General features: G+C 28.0%; 22 protein-coding genes and 1 other annotated feature. Of the genes, 5 read left to right on the top strand and 17 right to left on the bottom strand.

The window, feature by feature from the left end; genetic code table 11:
- Window positions 1–2: 2 nt before the first annotated feature.
- The 3 genes from adhE to BN8917_RS03710 all read right to left on the bottom strand — a co-directional run bounded on the left by adhE (window position 3) and on the right by BN8917_RS03710 (window position 4,754).
- A complete protein-coding gene (gene adhE, locus BN8917_RS03720; protein ID WP_066870834.1) occupies window positions 3–2,600 on the bottom strand; it encodes a bifunctional acetaldehyde-CoA/alcohol dehydrogenase in 2,598 nt (865 codons plus the stop codon).
- 1,048 nt (window positions 2,601–3,648) lie between these two features.
- Window positions 3,649–4,167, bottom strand: a complete 519-nt coding sequence (locus BN8917_RS03715) for a spore maturation protein (protein ID WP_066870831.1) — start codon at window positions 4,165–4,167, stop codon at window positions 3,649–3,651.
- A gap of 11 nt (window positions 4,168–4,178) precedes the next feature.
- A complete protein-coding gene (locus BN8917_RS03710; protein ID WP_066870830.1) occupies window positions 4,179–4,754 on the bottom strand; it encodes a nucleoside recognition domain-containing protein in 576 nt (191 codons plus the stop codon).
- A gap of 195 nt (window positions 4,755–4,949) precedes the next feature.
- Here BN8917_RS03710 and BN8917_RS03705 point away from each other — a divergent pair, with 195 nt between their 5' ends.
- Window positions 4,950–5,135 carry a hypothetical protein gene (locus BN8917_RS03705; RefSeq protein ID WP_066870827.1) on the top strand — a complete coding sequence of 62 codons (186 nt, stop codon included), beginning with the start codon at window positions 4,950–4,952 and terminating at the stop codon, window positions 5,133–5,135.
- Between the two features lie 37 nt (window positions 5,136–5,172).
- On the opposite strand, the gene BN8917_RS03700 is transcribed toward BN8917_RS03705, so the two are convergent.
- The 6 genes from BN8917_RS03700 to ileS all read right to left on the bottom strand — a co-directional run bounded on the left by BN8917_RS03700 (window position 5,173) and on the right by ileS (window position 13,458).
- The gene (locus tag BN8917_RS03700) at window positions 5,173–5,592 is read right to left on the bottom strand and encodes an SH3 domain-containing protein (RefSeq protein WP_066870824.1); all 420 of its coding nucleotides are present in this window, start codon (window positions 5,590–5,592) and stop codon (window positions 5,173–5,175) included.
- 283 nt (window positions 5,593–5,875) lie between these two features.
- The gene (locus BN8917_RS03695; protein WP_066870821.1) at window positions 5,876–7,249 is read right to left on the bottom strand and encodes an MATE family efflux transporter; all 1,374 of its coding nucleotides are present in this window, start codon (window positions 7,247–7,249) and stop codon (window positions 5,876–5,878) included.
- Between the two features lie 149 nt (window positions 7,250–7,398).
- Window positions 7,399–8,115 (bottom strand): hypothetical protein, encoded by a 717-nt coding sequence (locus tag BN8917_RS03690; RefSeq protein WP_066870819.1) that lies wholly within the window; start codon window positions 8,113–8,115, stop codon window positions 7,399–7,401.
- Window positions 8,116–8,254: 139 nt separating this feature from the next.
- Window positions 8,255–8,956 (bottom strand): hypothetical protein, encoded by a 702-nt coding sequence (locus BN8917_RS03685; RefSeq protein ID WP_066870816.1) that lies wholly within the window; start codon window positions 8,954–8,956, stop codon window positions 8,255–8,257.
- A 165-nt stretch (window positions 8,957–9,121) separates the two neighbouring features.
- Window positions 9,122–10,117, bottom strand: coding sequence for a LacI family DNA-binding transcriptional regulator (locus BN8917_RS03680; RefSeq protein WP_066870813.1), 996 nt, complete (start codon window positions 10,115–10,117; stop codon window positions 9,122–9,124).
- Between the two features lie 233 nt (window positions 10,118–10,350).
- On the bottom strand, window positions 10,351–13,458 hold the full coding sequence (gene ileS / locus BN8917_RS03675; protein WP_066870810.1) for an isoleucine--tRNA ligase: 3,108 nt from the start codon (window positions 13,456–13,458) through the stop codon (window positions 10,351–10,353).
- 92 nt (window positions 13,459–13,550) lie between these two features.
- Window positions 13,551–13,799, bottom strand: a binding site (T-box leader).
- A 210-nt stretch (window positions 13,800–14,009) separates the two neighbouring features.
- Here ileS and BN8917_RS03670 point away from each other — a divergent pair.
- Both BN8917_RS03670 and BN8917_RS03665 read left to right on the top strand, forming a co-directional pair.
- Window positions 14,010–14,954 carry an SLAC1 family transporter gene (locus tag BN8917_RS03670; protein ID WP_066870808.1) on the top strand — a complete coding sequence of 315 codons (945 nt, stop codon included), beginning with the start codon at window positions 14,010–14,012 and terminating at the stop codon, window positions 14,952–14,954.
- 192 nt (window positions 14,955–15,146) lie between these two features.
- Window positions 15,147–15,374: a (2Fe-2S)-binding protein gene (locus BN8917_RS03665; RefSeq protein WP_066870807.1), complete on the top strand. Its 228-nt coding sequence runs from the start codon at window positions 15,147–15,149 to the stop codon at window positions 15,372–15,374.
- 52 nt (window positions 15,375–15,426) lie between these two features.
- On the opposite strand, the gene BN8917_RS03660 is transcribed toward BN8917_RS03665, so the two are convergent.
- Entirely contained in the window at window positions 15,427–16,038 is a 612-nt protein-coding gene (locus BN8917_RS03660) for a hypothetical protein (protein ID WP_066870805.1), read from the bottom strand.
- A gap of 245 nt (window positions 16,039–16,283) precedes the next feature.
- Between BN8917_RS03660 and BN8917_RS03655 the strand changes: the two genes are divergently transcribed.
- Window positions 16,284–16,787, top strand: coding sequence for a GNAT family N-acetyltransferase (locus BN8917_RS03655; protein WP_066870802.1), 504 nt, complete (start codon window positions 16,284–16,286; stop codon window positions 16,785–16,787).
- Window positions 16,788–16,829: 42 nt separating this feature from the next.
- Here the strand turns inward: BN8917_RS03655 and BN8917_RS03650 are convergent, their stop codons facing one another.
- Complete coding sequence (locus BN8917_RS03650) at window positions 16,830–18,755, bottom strand: ABC-F family ATP-binding cassette domain-containing protein (RefSeq protein ID WP_066870793.1); 1,926 nt, start codon at window positions 18,753–18,755, stop codon at window positions 16,830–16,832.
- 189 nt (window positions 18,756–18,944) lie between these two features.
- Between BN8917_RS03650 and BN8917_RS03645 the strand changes: the two genes are divergently transcribed.
- Window positions 18,945–19,370: an EamA family transporter gene (locus BN8917_RS03645; protein ID WP_066870790.1), complete on the top strand. Its 426-nt coding sequence runs from the start codon at window positions 18,945–18,947 to the stop codon at window positions 19,368–19,370.
- Between the two features lie 127 nt (window positions 19,371–19,497).
- Here BN8917_RS03645 and BN8917_RS03640 read toward each other — a convergent pair whose 3' ends face one another.
- The 6 genes from BN8917_RS03640 to BN8917_RS03615 form a co-directional block, all read right to left on the bottom strand.
- The gene (locus tag BN8917_RS03640) at window positions 19,498–20,712 is read right to left on the bottom strand and encodes an FprA family A-type flavoprotein (protein ID WP_066870780.1); all 1,215 of its coding nucleotides are present in this window, start codon (window positions 20,710–20,712) and stop codon (window positions 19,498–19,500) included.
- Window positions 20,713–20,900: 188 nt separating this feature from the next.
- Window positions 20,901–21,515: a PH domain-containing protein gene (locus BN8917_RS03635; protein WP_066870777.1), complete on the bottom strand. Its 615-nt coding sequence runs from the start codon at window positions 21,513–21,515 to the stop codon at window positions 20,901–20,903.
- A gap of 53 nt (window positions 21,516–21,568) precedes the next feature.
- Window positions 21,569–23,326, bottom strand: a complete 1,758-nt coding sequence (locus BN8917_RS03630) for a helicase-related protein (protein WP_066870774.1) — start codon at window positions 23,324–23,326, stop codon at window positions 21,569–21,571.
- Window positions 23,327–23,448: 122 nt separating this feature from the next.
- Window positions 23,449–23,874: a hypothetical protein gene (locus tag BN8917_RS03625; RefSeq protein WP_066870771.1), complete on the bottom strand. Its 426-nt coding sequence runs from the start codon at window positions 23,872–23,874 to the stop codon at window positions 23,449–23,451.
- A gap of 101 nt (window positions 23,875–23,975) precedes the next feature.
- Window positions 23,976–24,680, bottom strand: coding sequence for a 2-phosphosulfolactate phosphatase (locus tag BN8917_RS03620; protein WP_066870769.1), 705 nt, complete (start codon window positions 24,678–24,680; stop codon window positions 23,976–23,978).
- A 27-nt stretch (window positions 24,681–24,707) separates the two neighbouring features.
- Window positions 24,708–25,643 carry a tRNA modification radical SAM protein MnmL/YtqA gene (locus BN8917_RS03615; RefSeq protein ID WP_066870767.1) on the bottom strand — a complete coding sequence of 312 codons (936 nt, stop codon included), beginning with the start codon at window positions 25,641–25,643 and terminating at the stop codon, window positions 24,708–24,710.
- Window positions 25,644–25,679: the final 36 nt, after the last annotated feature.

The raw sequence follows: 25,679 nt of genomic DNA, 5'->3' as shown, positions 1-25,679 counted from the left end.
TATTAAACTCTTTCAACATTTCCTTCATAAGCATTAATATACATTTGCTTGATTTCACTTATTAATGGATATCTTGGGTTAGCTCCTGTACATTGGTCATCAAATGCTTCTTCACTCATTTTATCAAGTGAAGCATAGAATGCTTGTTTACTTACTCCACATTCAGCTATGCTTGCTGGAATTCCAACTTTAGCCTTTAATTCTTCAATAGCCTTAATTAAGTTATCAACCTTTTCATCCTCAGTATTTCCACCAAGATTTAAGTAGTCTGCAATCTTAGCATATCTCCACTTAGCATTTGGATATTTATATTGAGGGAAAGCAGCTTGCTTTCTTGGATTATCAACAGCATTAAACTTAATTGTATGGTTGATTAATACTGCATTAGCTACTCCGTGAGCTATATGATGTTCTGCTCCAAGTTTATGTGCCATTGAGTGACAAACTCCAAGGAAAGCATTTGCAAATGCCATACCAGCCATTGTTGAAGCATGAGCCATTTTTTCTCTAGCCTTAACATCAACTCTACCATTGTTATAAGCATCTGGTAAGTATTTGAATATTAATCTAATAGCTTCTAAAGCTTGACCATTTGTAAATTCTGATGCAAGAACTGAAACATAAGCTTCTATTGCATGAGTTAAAGCATCTATACCTGATGCTGATGTTAATCCCTTAGGCATATTCATCATAAGCTCAGCATCTACTATAGCCATATCTGGAGTTAACTCATAATCTGCTAATGGATATTTAACTCCTGTCTTTTCATCAGTAATAACAGCGAATGGTGTAACTTCTGAACCAGTACCAGCTGATGTTGGTATTGAAATCATCATAGCCTTTTCACCCATTGTTGGGAATTTATAAACTCTCTTTCTAATATCCATAAATCTCATAGCTAAATCATCAAAGTTAACTTCTGGATGTTCATATAATACCCACATAATTTTAGCTGCATCCATTGGTGAACCTCCACCAAGAGCAATAATTGTATCTGGATTATAACTTAACATAGCTTCTGCACCTTTTTTAGCAACAGCAAGTGTTGGATCTGGTGTAACATCACTAAATACTCTGAAATCTACATCTATTTCTTCTAATACTTTTGTTATCTTATCTACATATCCTAAATCTGCAAGAACTCTATCTGTTACGATAAATACTTTCTTTTTCTTTAAATCTTTAAGCTCTCTTAAAGCAACTCCTAATGAACCTGATTTAAAGTAAACTTTTTCTGGAATTCTATACCAAAGCATATTTTCTCTCCTCTCAGCAACACTCTTAACATTTATAAGATGCTTTGGACCAACGTTTTCTGAAACAGAGTTTCCACCCCATGATCCGCAACCAAGTGTTAATGATGGAGCTAGCTTAAAGTTATATAAATCTCCTATAGCACCTTGTGTTGATGGCATGTTTATTATTGTTCTACCTGTTTTCATAGTAGCTCCAAACTTTTCAGCTCTATCCTTTGAAATGTTTGTATCTGTATATAAAACTGATGTATGTCCAAATCCACCAAGTTCAACTAATCTTTCAGCTTTTACTAGAGCTTCATCGAAATCTTTAACTCTATACATACCAAGTACTGGTGATAATTTTTCATGTGAGAATTCTTCTTCTAATTCTACTGATTCAACTTCACCTATTAATACCTTAGCATCTTCTGGAACTTTAACTCCAGCCATTTCAGCTATTTTATATGCTGATTGACCAACTATATTAGCATTTAATGCTCCATTTATTAATATTGTCTTTCTGACCTTGTCCACTTCTTTTCCTTTTAAGAAGTAAGCTCCTCTATCAGCAAACTCTTTTTTAACTTCATCATAGATTGAATCTACAACTAAAACTGTTTGCTCTGAAGCACAAATAACTCCATTATCAAATGTTTTTGAAAGTAAGATTGAACTTACTGCCATTTTTATATGAGCTGTTTCATCAATTATAGCTGGTGTATTACCTGCTCCAACCCCGATAGCTGGTTTACCTGATGAATAAGCTGATTTAACCATTCCTGGCCCGCCTGTTGCAAGTGTAATATCTGCTTCTGCCATTAGCACTTGTGTCATTTCTAATGATCCTTCATCAATCCATCCAATAATTCCTTCTGGAGCTCCAGCCTTAACTGCTGCATCTAAAACAACTTTAGCTGCTGCTATTGTAGCATTCTTAGCTCTTGGGTGAGGTGAGAAAAGTACAGCATTTCTTGTTTTTAATGCTATTAAAGCCTTAAATATTGCTGTTGATGTTGGGTTAGTTGTTGGAATTACTGCAGCAACTACTCCTATTGGCTCAGCAACTTTTGTTATTCCGAATGATTCATCTCTTTCAATCACTCCACAAGTTTTCTCATCTTTATATTTGTTATATATATATTCTGAAGCAAAGTGGTTCTTAACAACCTTATCTTCAACAATTCCCATTCCTGATTCTTCAACTGCTTGTTTAGCAAGTGAAATTCTAGCATTATTAGCTGCCATAGCTGCTGCTCTAAAAATTTCATCTACCTTTTCTTGACTAAACTTAGCATATATTTTTTGAGCTTCCCTAATTTGCTCTAGTCTTAATCTTAGTTCTTCTACATTAGTAACTTTCATAAATACCACCTTAAACCGTAATTATAAATGTGTAAATAATTACGACCAATCCTTTCACAGTTTATTTTTACCATACTTGAAAAACACATTTTTAATTATTTTATTCCCACTAATTTTCTAGTTATGGTTTATTTTCCCTAACATTTGATAATATTTTAACATACATTTTTTTATTTGGTCAATAGTTTTTTGTCGATTTTTTTTTATTCTTATCTATATCTATTCTTTATAGGCTTATATTAGTATTATAATCGTTTTCTTTTGTTAATTTATTATCAAATTTATTTACTTTTAAATAAACTTTTCATATAAATTTTCTAAAAATTAAAAATATATTTTTTTATTATTTTTTTTGTTAATTTATATCTTTTTCATACTTTAAAATCTATAAAATAGCTTATTAAATTATTATAATACTTCTAAACTTTGAATGATTGAGTATTTAATTATAAAAAAGAGTATTTAAAGAATATTTGTAAAATTCAATACTTGAAGTAAATATTTGTATTAATCTATACTTTGTTTTAACTTCCTAAAAAAACTACAATTATCTTGTTATTAAATCTATATTTAATAACGGAATTAATCCAATATTGGCTAATATAAGTGAATAGTATTATAATAGATCACTCACTTTACCGAACTAACTTATATCATTTATATTAGCTTATATAAAATAAACTCTAAATAAAAAAATATTGCTAGGAAAACTTTATGTTATATACAAAAGATGAGAATTTATAAACTTCTAAGCAACCATATTCAGTAATCTTTAAAATAATATGCTACTTCCCTCATTCAAATAGGACAACATCCCATTTGTTCTAAAAATGCATATTATCCTCAAAAATTAATTACTGAATACGGAACAGACATATATCAAGACATAACTTTAATATTCATAAATAGTTTTAACCAAGCAATAGAAGACTTGACTAATTAGTCTTTTCCTAGAATAGGAGCCTATGGCTTCACACAATAAAATAATCCCTTTTATTTATGCAAAAGGAGTTATCTAAAAATTAGATAACTCCTTAATTATTTTAAACTAAAAAAATATATCAACCATAGTAATAGCCATTATAAGTGCTACTATATCAGCCATAACTGCTGCCCACATTGTATGTCTTATTTTTTTAACTCCTACTGCTCCAAAATATATAGTTACTGTATAAAATATAGTTTCTGTAGTTCCCATAAGTACAGATGCTATAAGTCCAGTTCTAGTATCAGGTCCAACTGTATTTAATATATCTGTAAATATTCCAAGTGCTCCGCTACCTGATAATGGCTTTATAAGAACAAGAGATATAAGATCTGTTGGTAAACCAATTAATGAAACTACTGGCTCAAGAAAATTATTCATATATTCTAATAAATTTGCTTCTTTAAATATTCTTACTGCAACTATCATAGCTAAAAGTGCGGGGAATATCTTCATACAAATGCCAAGCCCCTCTTTTGCTCCCTCTAAAAACCATTCATAAACTTTTCCACCTTTAAACATCCCATATATAACAATAACAACTAATATTATTGGTATTAAAGAATTAGCTAAATACTTCATATATTATCCCCCTAAAAATATCTCTGCAATAATTTACATATAATTATCCCACTTATAGCAGCTACTGCTGTTGCAAGAATAGCTGGAAGTACTATAGAAGCTGGTGATTGTGAACCTGCTGCTGCCCTTATAGATATAACAGTTGATGGCATAAATTGAATACAAGCTGCATTCATAACTAAAAATAGAGCCATATCATTAGTAGCCTTACCTTTTTCTCTATTAAGTTTATCAAGTTCCTGCATAGCTTTAAGTCCAAAAGGAGTTGCTGCATTAGCTAATCCAAACATATTAGCTGTTAGATTCATAACTATAGCTCCCATTGCTTCTTCACTCTTTGAAGCTTCTTTAAATAATTTTTTTAAGATAGGTTTTAATATATTGGCTAGCTTTCCTGTAAGCCCACTTTTTTCTGCTATCTTCATAACTCCACACCAAAAACACATTATACCAACTAATGAAATAATAAATTTTGTAGTCCCTTCTGCTGAGTTTATTATTCCTGCAGATATTGCTTCTCCTTGTCCTGTAATAAGTCCGACAATTACTCCAAGTGCTATAATTCCAAACCATATGTAATTAATCATAATTCTCTCCTTAACACTTATTAATTTCTGTATAATATATGCCTTGCATAAAAAAATTAGTAGTGATAACATAAAATTATAGATTTAGTCCTTCTAGTTTCTCTAGAATGTCTTATATCAAAATATTTATGTTAAAGACTTTGCTTAACATAAATTTTATATTGTAAGCTAATTAAGCATAAAGGAGATTTAATTATGAACGAAAACAACTTAAAATTAGCCCAAGAGGATATTGATGCAGCTTTAAAAACAATAGAATCTTTAGAGGAAAGTTTACAAAGTGGAAGTCTTTCAAAAGATGACCTAAAAAATAAGTTTGTATCTTTAACAGAAAAAGTTCACGAACTAGAAGAAGTACTAAAACAAGAAGGTATTCTTTAAAATTATAAGTGTCTTAGCAAAAATAAACCCTGTAGATTTATATATCTACAGGGTTTTTGTATTCAGTATTTCTTGAAAAAATATAACCTACATTACCATTATATTCAACTTTATACCATAAAGCAATTCTTGCTAATACATTTATTGTACTACCTTTTTTTATATTTCCTATTACAGTGGAACCTTTAAATGGATTAGACATTAATTGCATATCTTCTTTTACATATCCTTTAACATTTATTCCATCTAAGTCACCCTCTTGATAATTACTATATAAAATCAAGTTATTTTCATGGGCAGTATTATATGTACTTGGTTCTCTATGAGTTAATAATAATTCATTACGTACTATTCTATTACTTCTTTGTTGAACAGTAGGTAATATAATAATAGTAGCTATAATTGTTCCTGCTACAGTTACAGTAGACATCAGTTTAAATAACATCTTATTATTCATTTGTTTTTTCTCCTATATTAATTTTCTAATTCTATTCTAATTCTAATTTTAGTTTATTAGTAACTATACTTATATTACAAGTCTATAAAAATATTATATATATAAAAAACTGTATATTTATTAATTAATATAAATTTTCAAATAAGGTTTACCTTTATTATTAATAATAAAATACCTATTGTATTTGTAAATTAAAAAATAAAATACCTATCCATTTATTTCTTAATTACTTATAATTTAGAACAAAAAAAGCTTAGCCTTAAAATAAGACTAAGCTTTTATTTTATATAGCATCAGCTACTAATTCAGCCTCTTCTTGTTTATGAAGAAGTTTCATTTCTCTAACTATAAATGCACCTGTAACTATTGATGAAACTAAATCTGCAATAGCTCCAGCAAGCCAAACACCTGTAAGTCCCCAGAAGTTTGGTAAGATAATAAGTAATGGTATTAAAAGTATAACTTGTCTAAGTAAACTTAAAAACATAGCGACTTTAGCTTTACCAACAGCTTGGAAGTAGTTTGAACTTATTATTTGGAATCCTATTATAGGTAACATTGAAAGGAAAATTCTTATTCCTATACTACCTGTTTTAATAAGACTTGGATCATCATTAAATAATTTTATTGCATACTCTGGAAAAACCTGAATTAATACAGCTCCAATAGAACATATAATAGTTGCAACTATTATAGGATATAAAAGTGCTTGTTTAACTCTTATATATTTTTTTGCACCATAATTAAATCCTACTATCGGCTGAGACCCTTGATTCAATCCAAAAATAGGCATTAAAAATATCATTGAAATAGATGATATTATAGCCATTGCTGCAACAGCATCATCTCCACCATTTTTAATTAAAGCTGAATTAGATACAACTTGAACTAAACTAGCTGCAATTTGCATAGCACAAGGTGCCATACCGATAGCAAATATTTTTAAAACTAAAGGTCTCTCAAGCTTTAAGTTTTCTTTTTTTATTTTTAAATTAGATTTACCCTTTGTAAAATAATGAATAATAAATATGGTTGAAACTGCTTGTGATATTACTGTTGCATAAGCAGCACCTGCTATTCCAAGATCAAATACAAAAATAAATATAGGATCTAATACTATATTAGTTATAGCTCCTATAAGCATAGTAACCATAGCTATTTTAGGATTTCCATCAGATCTTATAGTTTGATTTAAAGCAAACCCTGCAACATTAAATATTGTTCCTGCTAATAATATATTTATAAATTGTATAGCATATTTTAAAGTTAATTCACTTGTTCCAAGCATAGATAATATCTTACCTGAAAAAGCTAGACCTAAAACTGTAACTATAGCACTAATTATTATAGTAAGTGTAACAGCATTTCCAAGTAACTTTTCTGCAACTCCTCTTTTTTGAGCTCCAAGTTTTATAGAAATACTTGCAGCTGTACCAACACCAATTAACATCCCGAGTCCCATTACAACATATGTAATAGGCATAGTCATTCCAACACCACTCATAGCTATTGAGCCTATTCCAGGTATTCTTCCTATAAACATTCTATCAACAGTTGTATATAGTGAATTAACCATCATTGCTATTATAGCTGGAAGTGAATACTGTACTAGTAATTTTATCACTGATTGGTTTCCCAATTCTTTTTGTTTATCCATAATATCCCCCTTATGTTAAATCTACAATAAGTATATAGTATAAAGTATTACTTATATTTTTACAATGTATTCCCATAAATATAATATTTTATATAATAATATTCCCAAATAAAAAAACTGTTTCTATACGAAACAGTTCTTTCTTTACTTTATATGAAAAAATCATCTAAACTCTCATCAATATTAAATGAACTTATATATGAAACTATAAATGAAATAAACATACTTAAAACACTAAAACCTATAACCATTAAAACTGGTATGTCCTTAAATAAAATAAAAGGACTAAATACAATAATACTTATAAAGAAAGTAACTAATAATTGTTTCCCAAAATTTAATTTAATCCTACTGTATAAACCTTTTAAAGCAGTTTTAAAATTATAATTATTCTTAGACATTGATATTGCTAATATAATTAGATAATTTAAACAACTACTAAATACTAATAAAATTATTAAATCTAAAAATAAAGTTGTTTTATTATTTAAAGTTAAATTATTAAAACTAGAAAATAATAGCTTAAAGATTACTATAAATAATAAACTTAAAAAATAATGAGATAATAAATTTTTCTTATTAAAATATAGCTTTTCTACACATTCTAATATTTTTTTATCTTCATTATTTACCTTTGAGATGAAATAATCCACACCTACAAAAACCCCAAAATCACCCACGAAAACTACTAAAGAAATTATAACTAAGCCTAATAAAATACTTACTAAAGAATTAAGTAAATTAGAATCTGTTAATACTAAAATAGATTCAAAAAGTAGACTTCCTGATAATATTGGGATTAAAAAAAATAATATACCAATAATAAAAATAATTTTTAGATTTTGTTTCAGAACTTCCTTTCTCAAAACCTCTTATCACCCTCTATATAATTGCTAAGTCTTCTAATATAAACTAGAAGAACACATACATTCATATATACGTTGATACTACTTATAAAATGAGTCTTTTGAAATAAAAGTCTAAGTTCTATCTAACTCTTATTCATTAAAAAGTATTTTTGTTATTTGCAACTGGTAAATTATAAAATAATACTATACTTGCTAAAGTAACTATAGTTGATAAAATCCCCATTGCAATAGCTCCTACCATAGCTACAACTGCATTAGCAGAAGATAAAGTTGTAACTCCAACCATTACTATACCAAGTATTGCTGATAATATAAGAATTTTAGCTGCAACATCAAAAAAATTAATCTTAACTAAGTTAACACTATCTATAATACTTGTTACTATATTTCTACCACCTAAAGTTGCAAGTGGAATTGATACTATAAGCATAATATTAACTATAATTCCTAAAAGACTAAAGAATTGAGCCCCTAGAGTTATTAATAAGTTTTGAACTAAAATTGCCCCTGTTGGTATCATCCAATTTTCTTTTATTGATAAAATAGCCTTGCTCCAAGTAATATAATTTCCTTTAGATCTACTATCTATAAGTTTTATTATCCCAACAGTCAACATTACATTTAAAGCTACTACAATAAAATTAACAATTAATTCTAAATATCCACCCTTTTCAACTATTAACTTAGATATTAAAAAAGGAGCATTAACTATTACAGCCATTATAGTTATATCAGTTATATTTTCTTTGAATATAGCAAAAACTAATTTTAAGAAAGTAGGTATACTCATTTTTCCATTAAAACACTCATTAACAAGTGCTGATGTATTATTCTTCATCCTTATCCCCCTTTTGATTATTATAAAAATATAATATCAAATAATTACTTATTTAATTGATATTATTATGTTTATTTTCATATTATTCTTTCTTTATTAATAAATTTACATAAAACAAAAAGAGTTATCTCATCTTGAGATAACTCATATTTTCTAAATATTAAATTAACAACTGCTTCTTTCAATAAGCTCATATGGAAGTTCATAATAAGCTTCTTCTAATTCTTGTTTATTAAGAAGTTTTATGAGCATTCTCATAGCAACTGAACCCATATCATACATAGGTTGAGCAACTGTTGTTATACTTGGGTAAAAATTCTTAGCTATTTCAATATTATTAAATCCAATAACTGAAACATCTTCTGGAACTCTAATACCTTTTTCTCTTAAAGTATTTATTGCCCCTACTGCTATTTCATCTGACGCACAAACTATAGCATCAAATTTTTGTCCTCTATCTAATAATTCAAGAACGCCTTCTCTACCACTCTTAATTTTTAAATTATTGAAGTAGCAAAGTTCCTTATCATATTTTATATTACTATCTGTTAAAGCTTTTTCATAACCTTCACATCTCATTCCAAAAGCATTTTTTTCACTTTTTTCAATTCCTATAAAAGCTATATTTTTTCTACCCTTTTCAATAAGATATTTAGTTGCATCATAGCTTGCCCTAACATTATCTATACTAACACTTGGAAGCTTTCCTTCTTTATCACTTGTTTCAACAAGAACTGTTTTTATATCAAGTTCATTTATTAAGTCAAGTATTTCGTCTTCTAATGCTGAACTCATATAAAGAATTCCATCAACCATTTTTTCCCTTAAAACTCTTAAATATTCTTTTTCTTTTTCAATATCAAAATCTGAATTACAAAGCATTACATTATATTTATAAATATTTGCAACGTCTTCAGCACCTCTAACTATTTCTGGATATAATTGACTTGATATATCAGGTACAACTATTCCTATTGTTCTAGTTCTTTGTGTTTTTAAACTTCTTGCAACTATATTAGGTCTATAACCTAATTTTTTTATTGCATCTTGAACTTTCTTTTTTGTTTCTTCATTTACAACATCTATGTCATTTAAAACTCTTGATACCGTAGCTATAGAAACTCCCGCTTCTTTCGCAACATCTTTTATTGAAGTCGCCATTATTCTATCATCTCCCACCTATATTATCACTGATATTTATCCATACTTAAACACTATTTTTACATTTTATTTACTACATTAATTATATTCAATAAATTAATGTTTTTCAATACGTTTTCAATTTAGTTACTACTTTAGTAACAACTCTGATTATCTTTTATTAATATCAATTAATTCTATACAAAAAAAGAGTTATCTCTTTTTTAGAGATAACTACTTTTTTATTATGAATCTTATTTCTTTTCAACAAACATTTGAAGTTTTTCACCATTTATTACTGTTTCAACATAATTTACTTCAGCACCATAGATAACTTCTACTGTTAATGTTTCTTTCTTGATATGATCTTCAAACTTCTTAACTACTTCAAGTAACATATCATTATCTGCCACATAAAGAGCTATCTTATCAGCAACTTCAAATCCACTTTCTTTTCTCATGTTTTGAATCTTTGATATTATTTCTCTTACATGACCTTCTTCTCTTAATTCATCTGTGATTGTTGTATCAAGAACTACTCCAACTTCACCTTCACCAGCAAAACCAAATCCTTCAAGACCGCTCATTGTTACAAGTAAGTTTTCTGAATTTAATTCAATTTCTGTTCCATCAACATTTATAACTTCTACTTCACCGTTACCTATCTTTTGAGCAAGTGCCATTTGGTTTCTTGCAGCAATTTCTTTTCTTATTCCAGGAATCATCTTTCCGTAAGCTCTTCCTAAAACAGGTAAGTTAGGTTTGATTTCAAAGTTAACGTATTTAGAAACGTCTGATCCAAATTCAACCTTCTTGATATTAAGCTCATCTCTGATAATTTCTCCATAATATTCTGGAAGCGCAGTAGTTGAGATTAACATTTCTGAAAGCGGTTGTCTGTTCTTGATGTTAGCTGTATTTCTAGCACTTCTTCCAAGCTTAACAATCTTATAAGCAAGATCCATTTCTGCTTCTAATGCTGGATTTATAGCTGATTCATCTACTACAGGCCATTTAGTTAAGTGGATACTTTCTTCTGCATTCTTATCTAATCCTACAACTAAGTTTTGGTAGATTTCTTCTGTAATAAATGGTACAAATGGAGCTGCAACCTTAGCAAGTGTTACAAGTACTCTATATAATGTTACATAAGCACCTATCTTATCATCAGTTAAGTTTTCTGCCCAATATCTAGCTCTATTTCTTCTTACATACCAGTTTGATAATTCATCTGTAAATTCTTCAATCTTAAGAGCTGAATTTGTTATATCATATGAATCAAGTCCTGCTTCAACATCTTTAATTAATGTATTAAGCTTAGACATTATCCATTTATCCATAACATTTTCTGAAACAAAGTCCTTGTATTCTAATGGATTGAACTTATCTATATCTGCATATAAAACATAGAATGAGTAAACATTCCAAAGTGTACTTAAGAACTTTCTTTGAGCTTCTGCAACATCATCTATTGAGAATCTTGTTGGAAGCCATGGAGCACTAGCTGTGTAGAAATGCCATCTTGTTGCATCTGCACCTTGTGAGTTTAATACATCAAATGGATCTACAACATTACCCTTAGATTTTGACATCTTAAGTCCCTTCTTATCAAGAACGTGACCTAAAACTATACAGTTTTCAAATGGGTTTCTATCAAATAAAGCAGTTGATATAGCTACTTGTGTATAGAACCATCCTCTTGTTTGGTCAACAGCTTCTGAAATAAATTGAGCTGGGTAGTTAGCTTCGAATAATTCTTTATTTTCAAATGGATAGTGATGTTGAGCAAATGGCATTGATCCTGAATCGAACCAACAGTCAATAACTTCTTTAACTCTTTCCATTTCTTTTCCACACTTTTCACAATTTAAGTGAACATTATCAATGTATGGTTTGTGTAATTCTATATCATCTGGAACATTAATTCCTTTAGCCTTTAATTCTTCAATACTTCCGATACATTCTCTGTGACCACATTCACATTCCCATATTGGAAGAGGTGTTCCCCAATATCTATCTCTTGAGATACCCCAGTCAATAACATTTTCTAAGAATTTACCAAATCTACCTGTTCTAATGTTATCTGGATACCAGTTTATTTTATCATTGTTCTTTAAAAGATTATCTCTTAAAGTACTCATTGCAATAAACCAACTTTCTCTTGGATAGTAAAGAAGTGGTGTATCACATCTCCAACAATGTGGATATGAGTGCATGTGCTTTTCAGCTTTGAATAATTGATTTCTTTCTTCTAAGTAATCACAAATCTTTTGATCACATTTCTTAACATTCATTCCAGCCCAAGGAGTAACTTCTTCTGTGAATTCACCCTTACCATCAACTAAGTTAATAAATGCTAATCCATTTTGTTTTCCGATTAAATTATCGTCTTCACCATATGCTGGAGCTATATGAACTACCCCTGTACCATCTGATAATGTTACATAATCACCATGTACAACAACAAAAGCTTTTCCTTCTGGTTTGTGGAATGGTAATAATTGTTCATATTCTGTTCCTAAAAGTTCTGAACCTTGGAATTCTCTTATGATTTCATAATCTTCCCCAAGAACTTTTCCTGCAAGATCTTTAGCGAGAACTAATATTTCATCTCCAACCTTAGCTTCAATATATGTGTAAGCCTTATTTATACATAAAGCTACATTTGAAGGTAATGTCCAAGGTGTTGTTGTCCAAGCTAAGATATACTTATTTTCTTCACCCTTAACTTTAAATTTAGCTATTGCTGTAAGATCTTTAACATCCTTGTATCCTTGTGAAACTTCGTGTGATGAAAGTCCTGTACCACATCTTGGACAGTAAGGCATAACTTTATGACCTTTGTATAATAAGTCTTTATCCCATATTTGTTTTAATGCCCACCATACTGATTCTATATATGGATTGTGATAAGTAACATATGGATTTTCCATATCAACCCAGTAACCAATTTGGTTAGTCATCTTTTCCCACATATTCACATATGTGAACACGCTGTTTTTACATTCTTCAACGAACTTCTCTACTCCATATTCTTCGATTTGTTCTTTACCTGAAATTCCAAGCTTCTTTTCTATTTCAAGTTCAACTGGTAGACCATGTGTATCCCATCCAGCTTTTCTTATAACTTTATATCCCTTCATAACCTTAAATCTTGGGATTATATCTTTCATAACTCTTGTTAAAACGTGACCTACGTGAGGTTTTCCGTTAGCTGTTGGAGGTCCATCATAAAATGTGAAATATTCTCCATCTTGATTTAAGTCAAAATTTTTCTTGATTACATTTCTGCTTTCCCAAAATTTTGCAACTTCTTGTTCCATACCTACAAATCCATTTGTAAGTTCAACTTTTTTATACATTTAATTCGCTCCTTTCAGTTTTAACTATTTTTATATTTATAAAATAATCTATAAATTAAAAAATTACTTTATATAAACAAAAAAACCTCATCCAACAGGACGAAGCTTACACTCGTTATACCACCTAAGGCTATAAAGCACCTCTAAAATTAGAAATACTTAAAATTCAAGTACATACATACTCTATCCTTTAACGCTGGATAGCGAGATCGCTTAATAGGTTTTGCCTTTCAGCTTCTAACTCCTAGGTGATATTCCTTAAGAGACTTTGTAATTTTCCAGCAACCAATTACTCTCTATAAAAGCTAATCTTAAGTACTTTTCCTACTCACAGTTTCTTTTTATTCAAATCACCTTATATTTTATACCATTAAAATTAATTTATCAATATACAATTATTTTGATTCTTTAAAATATTTTATTATTAACCTATTTTTTAATTATGCCCTAAAACTCTAATTTATAATATATTTATACTCATTTAATTTTAAAAATCATTTTACATTATATATATACCCAAATACATAATATTTTTATAAAGGAGAAAAATAATGATAAAATATCATGAAAAACTTAAGAGTTTCCCAATAGCCTGCGTCGGAGCAGCTTTAGGATTTATATCTATAAGTAATATTTGGGATATTCATGGAATTCATTTTTTAAAACCACTAGGAATAATCTTTGGATTAATAGCACTTTCTTTAATGTTACTAAAACTAATTTTACATCCAAAACAAGTTTGGAAAGAATTAAACCATCCAGTAGCAGGAAGCTTTTATCCAACAATAGATATGATTTTAATGAGCTTTTGTGTTTATCTTTTACCTTATAATAAACCTTTTGCTAGAATACTTTGGATTATAAGTATCATAATTCATTTTTCAATATTTTTCTTATTCTTTACTTTAAGACTTAAGAATTTTAAATTTAAATCAATTTTACCATCTTGGAATGTTGTCCTTGTTGGATATTGTACTGCTAGTGCTGGAAGTCTTGGAATGGGATTCCCTCATATAGCTGAATTTTTGACATATATAGCATTAATTCTATATATACCATTTTATCCAATACTTATATATAGAATTTACTTTTATAAACCTAAAATTGAGGTATGTGATTGTGCAACAATGGGAATTTTACCTGCTGCATCAAGTCTTGTATTAGCTTCTTATTATACAACTTCAGCTAATCCAAATATTTTAATTCTTCTATTTCTTATAATAACATCAATATTAAATGTTATTTTAATCTACATAGAATTACCTAAATTTTATAAAATGGGATTTATGCCTGGATGTGCTGCTTTTACTTTTCCACTTGCAATAAGTGTAATTGCTATGTGGAAAACTAATATATATGTTTCTAAGTATAGTATATGGTACTCTAATTTATTTAAAGTAATTTCTAATATAGAGCTTATTATTTGTTCAATAGTTGTTCTTTATGTAACTATAAATTTCATAATATTAGGATATAAAGCATTATTTAAACATTAATTTTAAAATAAGTATTTAAGATACTTAATAAATTATATTAATTAATAATTTTTATTGACTATATTTATTTGCTATGGGATAATTGAATAGAAATATGTAACCAACATGTTTCATCCAATTTTGACATTAATAAGCAATTCATAAGTTTGATAATTATAAATAATTCACAAGAAAGTTCAGGAGGACTAATATATGAGTACTGATAACAATTTAAATCAAGAAGTTCTTGATAAAATAACTAAAGTTTGTATATGTAAAGCAGTTTCAAGAAAAACAATTAAAGATGCTATAAAAAATGGCGCTGATACATTTGAAAAAATTCAAGAAGCAACAGGAGCTGGTACAGGTTCATGCAGAGGTATGAGATGTAAAGATAAAATTCTTGAATTAATCGATGATCATAAAGAAGGATTATTCTAATAGAATTTAAATTAACATAGAAAGAACATGAGTTAATTCTCATGTTCTTTTTTTATAATTCAATTTCAAAAAGTTCATCTGTATTTTTCCACGCTAAACAGTGCTTTGGACAACAATTATTTGTTAAAGCCCCAACAGTATATGATTCCTTTACATCAATACTATTATTTTTTATTATTTTATAGCCTTTTAATAAATACTTTATTCGCTCTTTGCTAAGTTGACATAATTCTGATGGCATATCCCCCCATGCTAATATTAAGTAATTTGCACTCATCATAGATTCAAATATTACTTCATCATTCTTTATAAGATTTCCTTTTTCATCATAAAAGCCATCATTTCCTATTAAATATTTTTCTCCATATTCATATAAAATATTTTCTAAACTTGAACATTCATATTCCATAACAGGAAATAAAAAAACTATGTCTACTCTAGATACTCCAATAAACTCTTCATTCTTTTTATGCTTTATATAATTTAGTATTCTTAAAACCATCTTATTGTAACCATCAAACTCAAAAGGCTTTACCCCTCTACTTATAACTAAAAGTCTTTTTCCACCTTTAAAATTTAATGGTATTGATAATTTAAATAATCTTCCATTTTGTACATCTTCTATTTTTTCAATATTATTTTTATCAACAAATTTAGGATACATAAAACTTCCTCTTTCACCTATACTTTATTAAAATACATATTTTTAATTACATAAATGTATTCATATTTTCAATATATTTTCTAAATTCTATTTTGTGACTTTTGTTATCTATAAAAATTAACGATAACTTAGTATCTATATATCAAAAAAATAATAATATAGAGCAAAAAAATTTATAATAGTATAATTATGTATAATAATTTTTTTAGTTCTTTAATTCACATAATATTTAGGGGGTAAATTATATGGAATTTCGTAAATCAATTGAAGCTGATATTGATAGAATAATGATTATAATCAAACAAGCTCAAAATTACTTTAAAGAAAATAATATTGATCAGTGGCAAAATAATTATCCAAATGCTGAAACTATAAGAAATGATATTAAAAATAATGATAGTTATGTTTTAATAAAAGATGGTGAAATTGTTGCAACTACTGCACTTTCTTTTGATGGGGACTCAAATTATGATCATATTTATGACGGTAGCTGGCTTAGTAATAATAAGTTTGCAGTTATTCATAGAATTGCTGTTGATAATAAATATAAAGGTCTTGGATTATCATCAGAAATTATTAAAAAGGCAGAAAAAATGTGTTTAGAAAGAGAGGTACATAGTATTAAAGTTGATACTCATAAAGATAATTTATCTATGCAAAAATTACTTAAGAAGAATAATTTTAAGTACTGCGGTGTAATTTATGTATCTGACGGAACAGCTCGTGTAGCTTTTGAAAAACTCTTATAAAATAAAAAATAGCCCTAGAGTATTCTAAGGCTATTTCTATTTTTATTTATTTTTCTTATTTTCTTCTATTTCAGCTGCAAGTTCGTTTAAGTATTCCCATCTTTCATACTTATGTTGAAGTTCTTCTTCTACAGCTTCTTTTTCCTTCATTAAATCTTGAAGCTTTGAATATTCTGTAGCACTAGCTGCCATAGCATTATCAAGTTCTTCAATTTTCATTTCAAGAGCTTCTATATCTGCATCTATAGTATCAAATTCTTTTTGTTCTTTATAAGAGAACTTCATTTTCTTAGTATCTTTATTATCTTTTCTATCATTAGATTTCTTCACTTTTTCAACTGGTTCTTCAGCTGCTTTAAGTTGTGCATTTTCTATTTCCTTTTTAATTAAATAATCACTATAGTTACCTGTATATTCTCTTACAATACCATTTCCTTCATAAGCAAATATTTTTCTACATACTCTATCAAGGAAATATCTATCATGAGATACAACCATAACTACTCCTGCAAAACTATCTAAATAATCTTCTAGAATTTTAAGAGTTTCAATATCTAAATCATTTGTAGGCTCATCAAGTAAAAGTACATTAGGTCCTCCCATAAGAACTCTTAGCAATTGAAGTCTTCTTCTTTCTCCACCTGAAAGCTTGCCTATAAGTGTATATTGCATTGTTCCATCAAATAAGAACTTTTCACACATTTCACCAGCTGTAATTCTTTCTCCTGTTGCTGTTGGAATATATTCTGCAACTTCTTTGATATAATCAATAGCTCTCATATTAAGATCCATTTCATCACTATCTTGTGAGAAGCAACCTACATTAACTGTTTCACCTTTTACTATTTCACCTGAATCTGGCATAATTCTACCTTCAATCATCTTGATTAAAGTAGATTTACCCATTCCATTATCACCAATGATACCTATTCTATCTTGTTTAACAGTTATATAGTTAAAATCTTTTATTAAAACTTTATCTCCAAAACTCTTTGATATATCATGGAATTCAATTATTTTTTTACCTAATCTACTTCCTGTAACTGATATTTCTATATCTTCATATTCTTTAAAACTTTCAATACTTGTAAGCTCATCAAATCTTTGAAGTCTTGCTTTTTGTTTAGTTGTTCTAGCTTTTGCTCCTCTTCTAACCCAAGCAAGTTCTTTTTTAATAAGGCTTTGTCTTTTAGCTTCCATACTTCTTTCTCTATCTATTCTTTCCATTTTCTTTTCAAGAAACATTGAATAGTTTCCATCATAACTAAATACTCTCCCTCTATCTACTTCAAGAATTCTATTAGTTACTCTATCAAGGAAATATCTATCGTGAGTAATCATAAGAAGAGCACCTTTTCTTGAATTTAAATAATCTTCAAGCCAATTTATAGTTTCATTATCTAAATGGTTAGTAGGCTCATCCATAATTAATAACTCACAAGGAGTAATAAGAGCTGAAGCAAGAGCTATTCTTTTTCTTTGTCCACCAGATAAATTTTTAACCTTAGCAGAAAAATCATTTACTCCAAGCTTTGTTAGAACCATCTTAGCTTCACTTTCTAAATCCCATAGATTTAAAGCATCAACTTTTACTTGTAAATCCATTAATTTTTTATGTAAGTTCTCATCTTCTGGAGACTTATTTATTAACTCTAGCACACTTTCATATTCTCCAAGTATTTTCATCTCATCAGAATTCCCTTTAAATACTTGTTCTAAAACAGTAGCATCTTCATCATAATTTGGTCTTTGTGAAAGATACTCTATTCTTACTCTATTACCTTTAGTAATAACACCTTCATCTGGTTCTAAAACACCTGCTGCAATCTTTAAAAATGTAGATTTACCAGCACCATTGACACCAATTACTCCTATCTTTTCACCTTCGTTAATACCAAGTGATATATTATCTATTAAAACTTTTTCAGAAAAACTCTTAGTTATATTTTCTAAAGTAATCAAATTCATTTAAATCATCCTTTTCTAAAATAATTACTAATTAAATAATAACATATCTCTCAATATATCCTAAAAAAATCTAAATATTTTTTTATAAAAGAATATATATTCTTTTATAAAATGTAACTATATATGATATAATTTAAAAGCAAACATTATATAATTAATAATAATTATTAGTTAATAGGAGGTATTTTAATGGGAACATGGCTTATTTATGCATTACTTGCAGCACTTACAGCAAGTCTTTCAACGATATTTACTAAACTTGGAGTACAAAATTTAAGTTCTTCTCTTGCTGGAACAATCAAAGCAATTATAATGGCAGTATTCTTTATAATAATATCAATTGGAAAAAATGATTTTACAGGTGTAAACATATTTAACTATAAAAAAGATTTAGTATTCCTTGTTTTAACAGGAGTATGTGGAGCTTTATCATGGTTATTCATGAATATAGCTTTAAAATACGGAAAGGTTACTCAAGTAGCTCCAATAGACAAGCTTTCAATAGTTTTAACTGTTATTTTATCAGCTTTAATATTTAAAGAAACCTTATCTATAAAAGCATTTATAGGTGTAATATTTATAGGAGTTGGAGCTATCTTAGTAGCTTTATTCTAATATATAATTAATAAATTTTATCCTACAAAGATTTAAATAAAAAATAAAAGGGAGTATCTCAAATTAGAATATAAATCTAATTTAAGATACTCTCTTTTCCTTAATTTCAGAAAATTAAGCTTAATAATTATATTATTGAACTAATATAATCAGCAGCTCTTATAACATCTTTTTCTGATTCTTCATTTAATGAAAATCTAATTCTTACTGGGAAATAAACATCAATCATACCAGTAGATTTTATTATCTCTGAAGTATTTAAAACATTACCATTTGTAGTGTTTAAATAATCTTGAATTATTTCTATAGGTTCACCACTCCAACCAAATGATCCAAAAGCACCTAAAATCTTATTACTTAAATCTAATTCAGGTAATTTCTTTAATATATCTTCAAGAGAACCTATTAAATCTCCATATAATGTTGAAGTACCAAATAATATTGCATCTGATTCCTTTATTGAAGCTAATATATCTTCTTCACTAGATCTATCTGCATTAAAAATAGTAACTTCAATATCTTCACTTTCTAATTCAGATTTAAATTTATCAGCTATTCTTTTTGTTGCATTTCTCATTGTAGTATAAACTATAGTAGCTTTTTTACCATTCTTAGTTTGTTGGCTAGATTTATCATATATATCAATATATTTTTGAACATTTTCATCTAATATATAACCATGAGATGGAGCAATCATTTCTATATCTAAATCTCTTAAAGCATCAATCAGTGGTCTAACATATTTTCTATGTGGTTCCATTATAAGCTTATAGTAAATTGTAAAATCTTCTGTAATATCTTCCTTTGCCTTACTTGCGAAACATTCTTTTGCAGCAAGATGAGTACTAAAAATATCACAAGGGAATAATATTTTATCTTCTATACAATATGTAATCATTGTTTCTTCAGTATGAAGATAAGGAGTCATTCTAAATAATAATGTTTTTCCTCCTATATCAAGTGTATCTCCATCATTTACTACTATAAACTCTCTATTGTGTAATTTATATAATTCTTTTAAATGATATACAGCTTTTTCACTGCAAACTATCTTAGCATTAGTAGCTCTTCCAGCTAGTCCACCTAATGCACCTGAATGGTCAGGTTCAGTATGATTAATTACTATATAATGTATATCTTTAAAATCTATAGTCTCTTTTACATTATTTAAAAATTCTTTTGTATATATTAAATCTACAGTATCAATAATTGTTGGCTTTTCAGTTTTTAATAAATAACTATTATATGTAGTTCCTTTTTCTAAGGTTAATCTATGAAATGGAACAGGTCTATCATCTATAACCCCTAATGAGTAAACATCCTTTTTTATTTCTATATTCATAAGTGTCCTCCTTACAGAATCTCTTTCTCAAAATCTATAAGTTTAGTTTAAAACATAATAAAATAATTAGATGTGATTAAACGCACATAAGAAAAAAATATATTAAAATTTAGATGATATTATATTTTAAAAATACAAAAAGACTATCCCTAAAGTGGAGTTTTTGTCCACTTTGAGATAGTCTCTTTTTAATTATTTATATATTTTTCAAATACTTCTGAGAAATCCTTTCTAGTAAATAATTCTCTATTATTCACCATCCAACTAAAAGCATACTCATTTATATTTTTAAATTCCATTCCTAATTGAGTTGTATCAGGTCTTATATTAGCAATTGAATTTGCAGCTAATTGTAAACTCTTTTGGCTATCTTCTAGATTAAGTCTATTTTCTCTTTGTATACTACTAATGCTAGTTAAAGCCTTATATAAATCTTTAAGCTGTTCTAATTGATTTTTATCTACATCAATAGAAAACATCTCTTGACCTATAGTAAACTTAATCTCAACATCTAAATCTACAGTTCCAGCTGTTTCTAAACTTACATTACTAATATTATTTAAGTAATAACTATATCTTTTCAAGTTTCTCTTTTTACTCATAGCACTTTGACCATCAACATGAATTAAAGCTCTATCTGTAAAACAATACTCATCTGATTTTGATTTTATTAAGAAAAATATTTTCTCATTATCCTCATGAAAAATATAATCATCAGATTCAACCTTATTATAATCACTAGGTCCTATTATTTTACCTATATCTGATAACCCCAATGCATCTGCAGCTAATCTATTAAACATCAAATCCCACTCCCCTAATTAACTTATTAACTATATCATATTATAAATTTAGCTTATATTCCAATTAATATATTATTAATTTCTTCACTAACTCTAAGTCTTTCTGAATTTACCCACTCTATATCTATTGGAAGATTAAATATCTTTGAGAATGAATAATACATATTTATCTTTTGATAATATATTTCAAGTTCAAATAGATTTTCTGAGAAAATCTGTGGTTTTGTAAGTTCCTCATATTTTAATATAAATAATTCATCTACAAAATTTAAAAATGTAGTCATAAGCTCATCTTGATTTACATCAAAGGCAACTTTTAAAAGATTCCATTCATCTTTATCCTTAAGCTTATACTTACTTATTCTATCAAGAATTAAAAGATATTCTGTAATATCCATCTTTCTATAATAATCAAGCTTTGAACTTCTATCTCTCCAAAGAGCAAGTTTTTCTTTAAGTCTGATATTCTTTATTCTAAGTATAGCTTCTGAAGGTCCTAAAACTGCTGATTTTATAACCATATCTTCTTCTTCTATTCTTTCTTTAATAAATTCTTGCCATCCTTTAATAGTTGCAACATAACCAACTTCATAAATTCCTTTTCTACCAGCTCTACCTGCTATTTGCTTAACTTCTTGTGATTTAAGTTCTCTAAACTCTTCACCATCAAATTTCTTAGTATTTACAAAGACAACTCTTCTTATAGGTAAATTAACTCCCATACCTATCGCATCTGTTGTTATAACTATTTTATTTTCTTTATTTATAAACTGATCATATTGTTTTTTTCTAACTTCAGGAGGTAAATCACCATAAATTATACTTGCTTTTATTCCCTTTTCTGAATAAGCCTTAGCCATTTCTAAAACTTTCTTTTTAGAAAATAGAACAATTGCATCTCCTTCCATTACATCATCAACATTAAAATCTGCCTTTTCAACTTCAAGAGGAGTATTTCTCTTATACTCTTTTATTTCATATTCTTCTCCACAATCCTCTAAAATCTTTATTAAAAGCTTTTTACTATTTAAAGCACCACATATATGAATTTCAGATGCTGGAAGTCCTAAAAGTGCTCTAGTCCAAGCGTCTCCTCTTTGTGAGTCATCAATCATTTGAATTTCATCAATTACAGCAATATCATATTGTTTCTTAATATTTGCCTTTTCAATAGTTGAGCTAACATGAGTTGCTCCTTCTTTAATAACTTCTTCTTCACCAGTAGATAAATTACAGATAACACCCTCATTATTTAATCTCTCAAAGTTTTCAAGAGCTAATATTCTAAGAGGTGATAAATAAACTCCACTTTTAGCTTCTTTAAGTCTTTGCATAGCATTATAAGTCTTTCCTGTATTTGTATCACCAAGATGAATATAAAATTTTCTTTCCATTCTTCTAGCAAGATTATACTCATCTTTTGGATTATCCGGGAAAACAGCTTCAAACTCTTCTGCTATAACTTTAGGAATATGCTGCTTAACAAGTATAGTCATAATTCCTGAATTTATAAGCTTTCTATAATTACCATCTATAACTTCAGCAAGCTTAAACTTACTTCCATTTTTGCTATTATAATCATCTAAAAGTCTTGATGATATATTTTCTAAAAGACCTATATAGTCTAATTTTACTTCATTAAAACCCTTAAAACCTATATTCTCTATTTCATCTAATGTTTGTAGCTTTTTCCTAATAGCAATATCATGTTCTATAAGTGCCTTAGTACCTGAGTTATAAACTATTTCTTCTATCTTCTTAAACTGACTTTGTAATTTTTTAAATTCTCTTTGTGCCGCGTTCCTTTTCATACTTTCCCTCCTCATGAAAAACCTACTAAATTAATTTTAACATTACTTTAGTTTTATACAATCCAAGTAAATTTATAAAAATATTTAAAATAAAAAAAGTTGCCCCCAAAAGGACAACTTTTCTAATCATTATTTATTATAATGCTTGCATCAGTTTGCGCTTCTTCAGTATTTAACCTATCTGTATCTGAATACTTATAAAAATATCCTGCAAAAGCAAATCTATCTGATCTAGCAATCTCTAATTCTTCACAAACATGATTTAAGAATTCAACTTCATCCATATCATAATCTTCATCTACAAGACCAAGTCTTAAAAGTTCGAAATAAACAATTTTTTTCACCTTTGCTGAACTATTTTTAAATAAAGCTATAGCCTCTTCAAGACTCATAGACTCTAATAAATCATCAGCTAGTCCCATTTCTTCACATGCTTCTTCTATTAAAGCCTTTTCCTCTAAATTAATATCATGATCTGCTAAAGCAAATTCTGATACTAAATTTACAAAAGCATTTGCTTCTTTTTTATTTAACGCCGTTAAAAACATATTAAACCCTCCAAGTTTATGTATAAATTCTAATAGATTAATCTTTTGTTATCTATTACTATATATTATACATTCTTAGAAGAGATAAATTAATTAAATATTTATTTCAATTCTCCATCCTTATACTCGACAACTATATCAAACATATCCTTTGTTGAACAATAATCAATATCAGCTTCAAGATTTAAAGATTTTAAAACCTCATAATGAGTAGCACCCTCTATATACTTTCTAATATCTTTATTATTTTCATATATTTCTTTTGCTACCTTTGCAATATCAGTTAAAACAACTTTTTTCTCTTTCATAATCTCTGAAATAATATATCCACCACAAATAAAATCATCAGTTGAAAAAGCACCATTAGTTCCTGCATTAACTAAGATAATATCCATATCTAAACTTATAAGCTTTTTAGCCATAGCCTTAGCATTTAATACAGAAGCTATAAATACTCTTTCACCTTTTGATGATAAAGTTAAAGCTCTTGTTCCATTTGTTGTACTCATAACAACTGTCTTTCCTTCAACTTTATCTTTTGTAAATTCTAGTGGTGAATTAGAAAAATCAAAGCCTTCTATTTTCTTTGCTTGTCTTTCTCCACCAAGAACAACATCTTCTTTTAATTTATTTTTTATATCAAAAGCTTCTTCTATAGTTAATGTTGGTATAACTCTCTTAGCACCATTTCCAATAGCAGTTACCATAACTGAAGTTGCTCTTAACATGTCAATTACAACTATAGCTTTACTACTTAAATCACTTTCTTTAATATGATCAGCAGATATCACAACATCTATTTTCATAACTCTTCCCCATTTCTTAATTTTTAATTAAGCTTTAAAGTTTTTACCTTGATAAAGATTATTATCTTCTAAAGTTTTATCTATAGCATTTAGAATCTCCCATTTTTTAAGACTCCACATAGGTCCTATAAGCATATCTCTTGGAGCATCACCTGTTAATCTATGAACTACCATATCTTCTGGCACTCTTGAAATAGCTTCACAAACTAGGCTAACATATTCATCTTGAGTTAAGAACTTAAGTCTACCCTCTTCATAATCTTTAACCATTCTTGTATTCTTCATTAAATGAAGAAGATGGAACTTAACTCCTCTAACCCCTGTTTTAGCTATATAATCTACTGTTTCAAGCATTTGTTCTCTAGTTTCACCTGGAAGTCCAAAAATAGCATGAACAACAGTATCTATACCTCTTGATTTTAAGCCTTCAATTGCTTTATCAAATACTTCTAAATCATAACCTCTATTAAAAGCTCTAGCTGTTTCATTATGAATAGTTTGAAGTCCTATCTCTACCCAAACATAAAGCTTTTTATTAATTTCTTCTAAAAGGTCTAAAACTTCATCGTCAATACAATCAGGTCTTGTTCCAAGTGCTAAAGCTACAACACCTTCTTTATTTATTGCCTCTTCATATTTTTGTCTCAACTCTTCTACTGGAGCATAAGTATTAGTATATGCTTGGAAATATGCAATATACTTATCACTCTTCCACTTCTTATTCATCATAATTTTAATATTTTCAAACTGTTCGCTAATTGGTTGAATTCTTGAACCTGCAAAGTCTCCTGACCCTCTTGAACTACAAAAAGTACATCCTCCCTTTGCAACCTTTCCATCTCTATTTGGACAAGTAAATCCACCATCTAAACTTATCTTAAAAACTTTTTCTCCAAATTTATTTCTTAGGAAATAGTTTAAGCTATTATACCTTTTATCTCCCCATTTTTTATCTTCGTTCATCTTTTTATCTCACCTTTTCCTCTTTTAATGTATTTA

Origin of the sequence: Clostridium mediterraneense (genome assembly GCF_900091705.1) — a bacterium.
Classification (GTDB): Bacteria; Bacillota; Clostridia; order Clostridiales; family Clostridiaceae; genus Sarcina; species Sarcina mediterraneense.
This window is presented reverse-complemented; position numbering and strand designations above follow the sequence as displayed.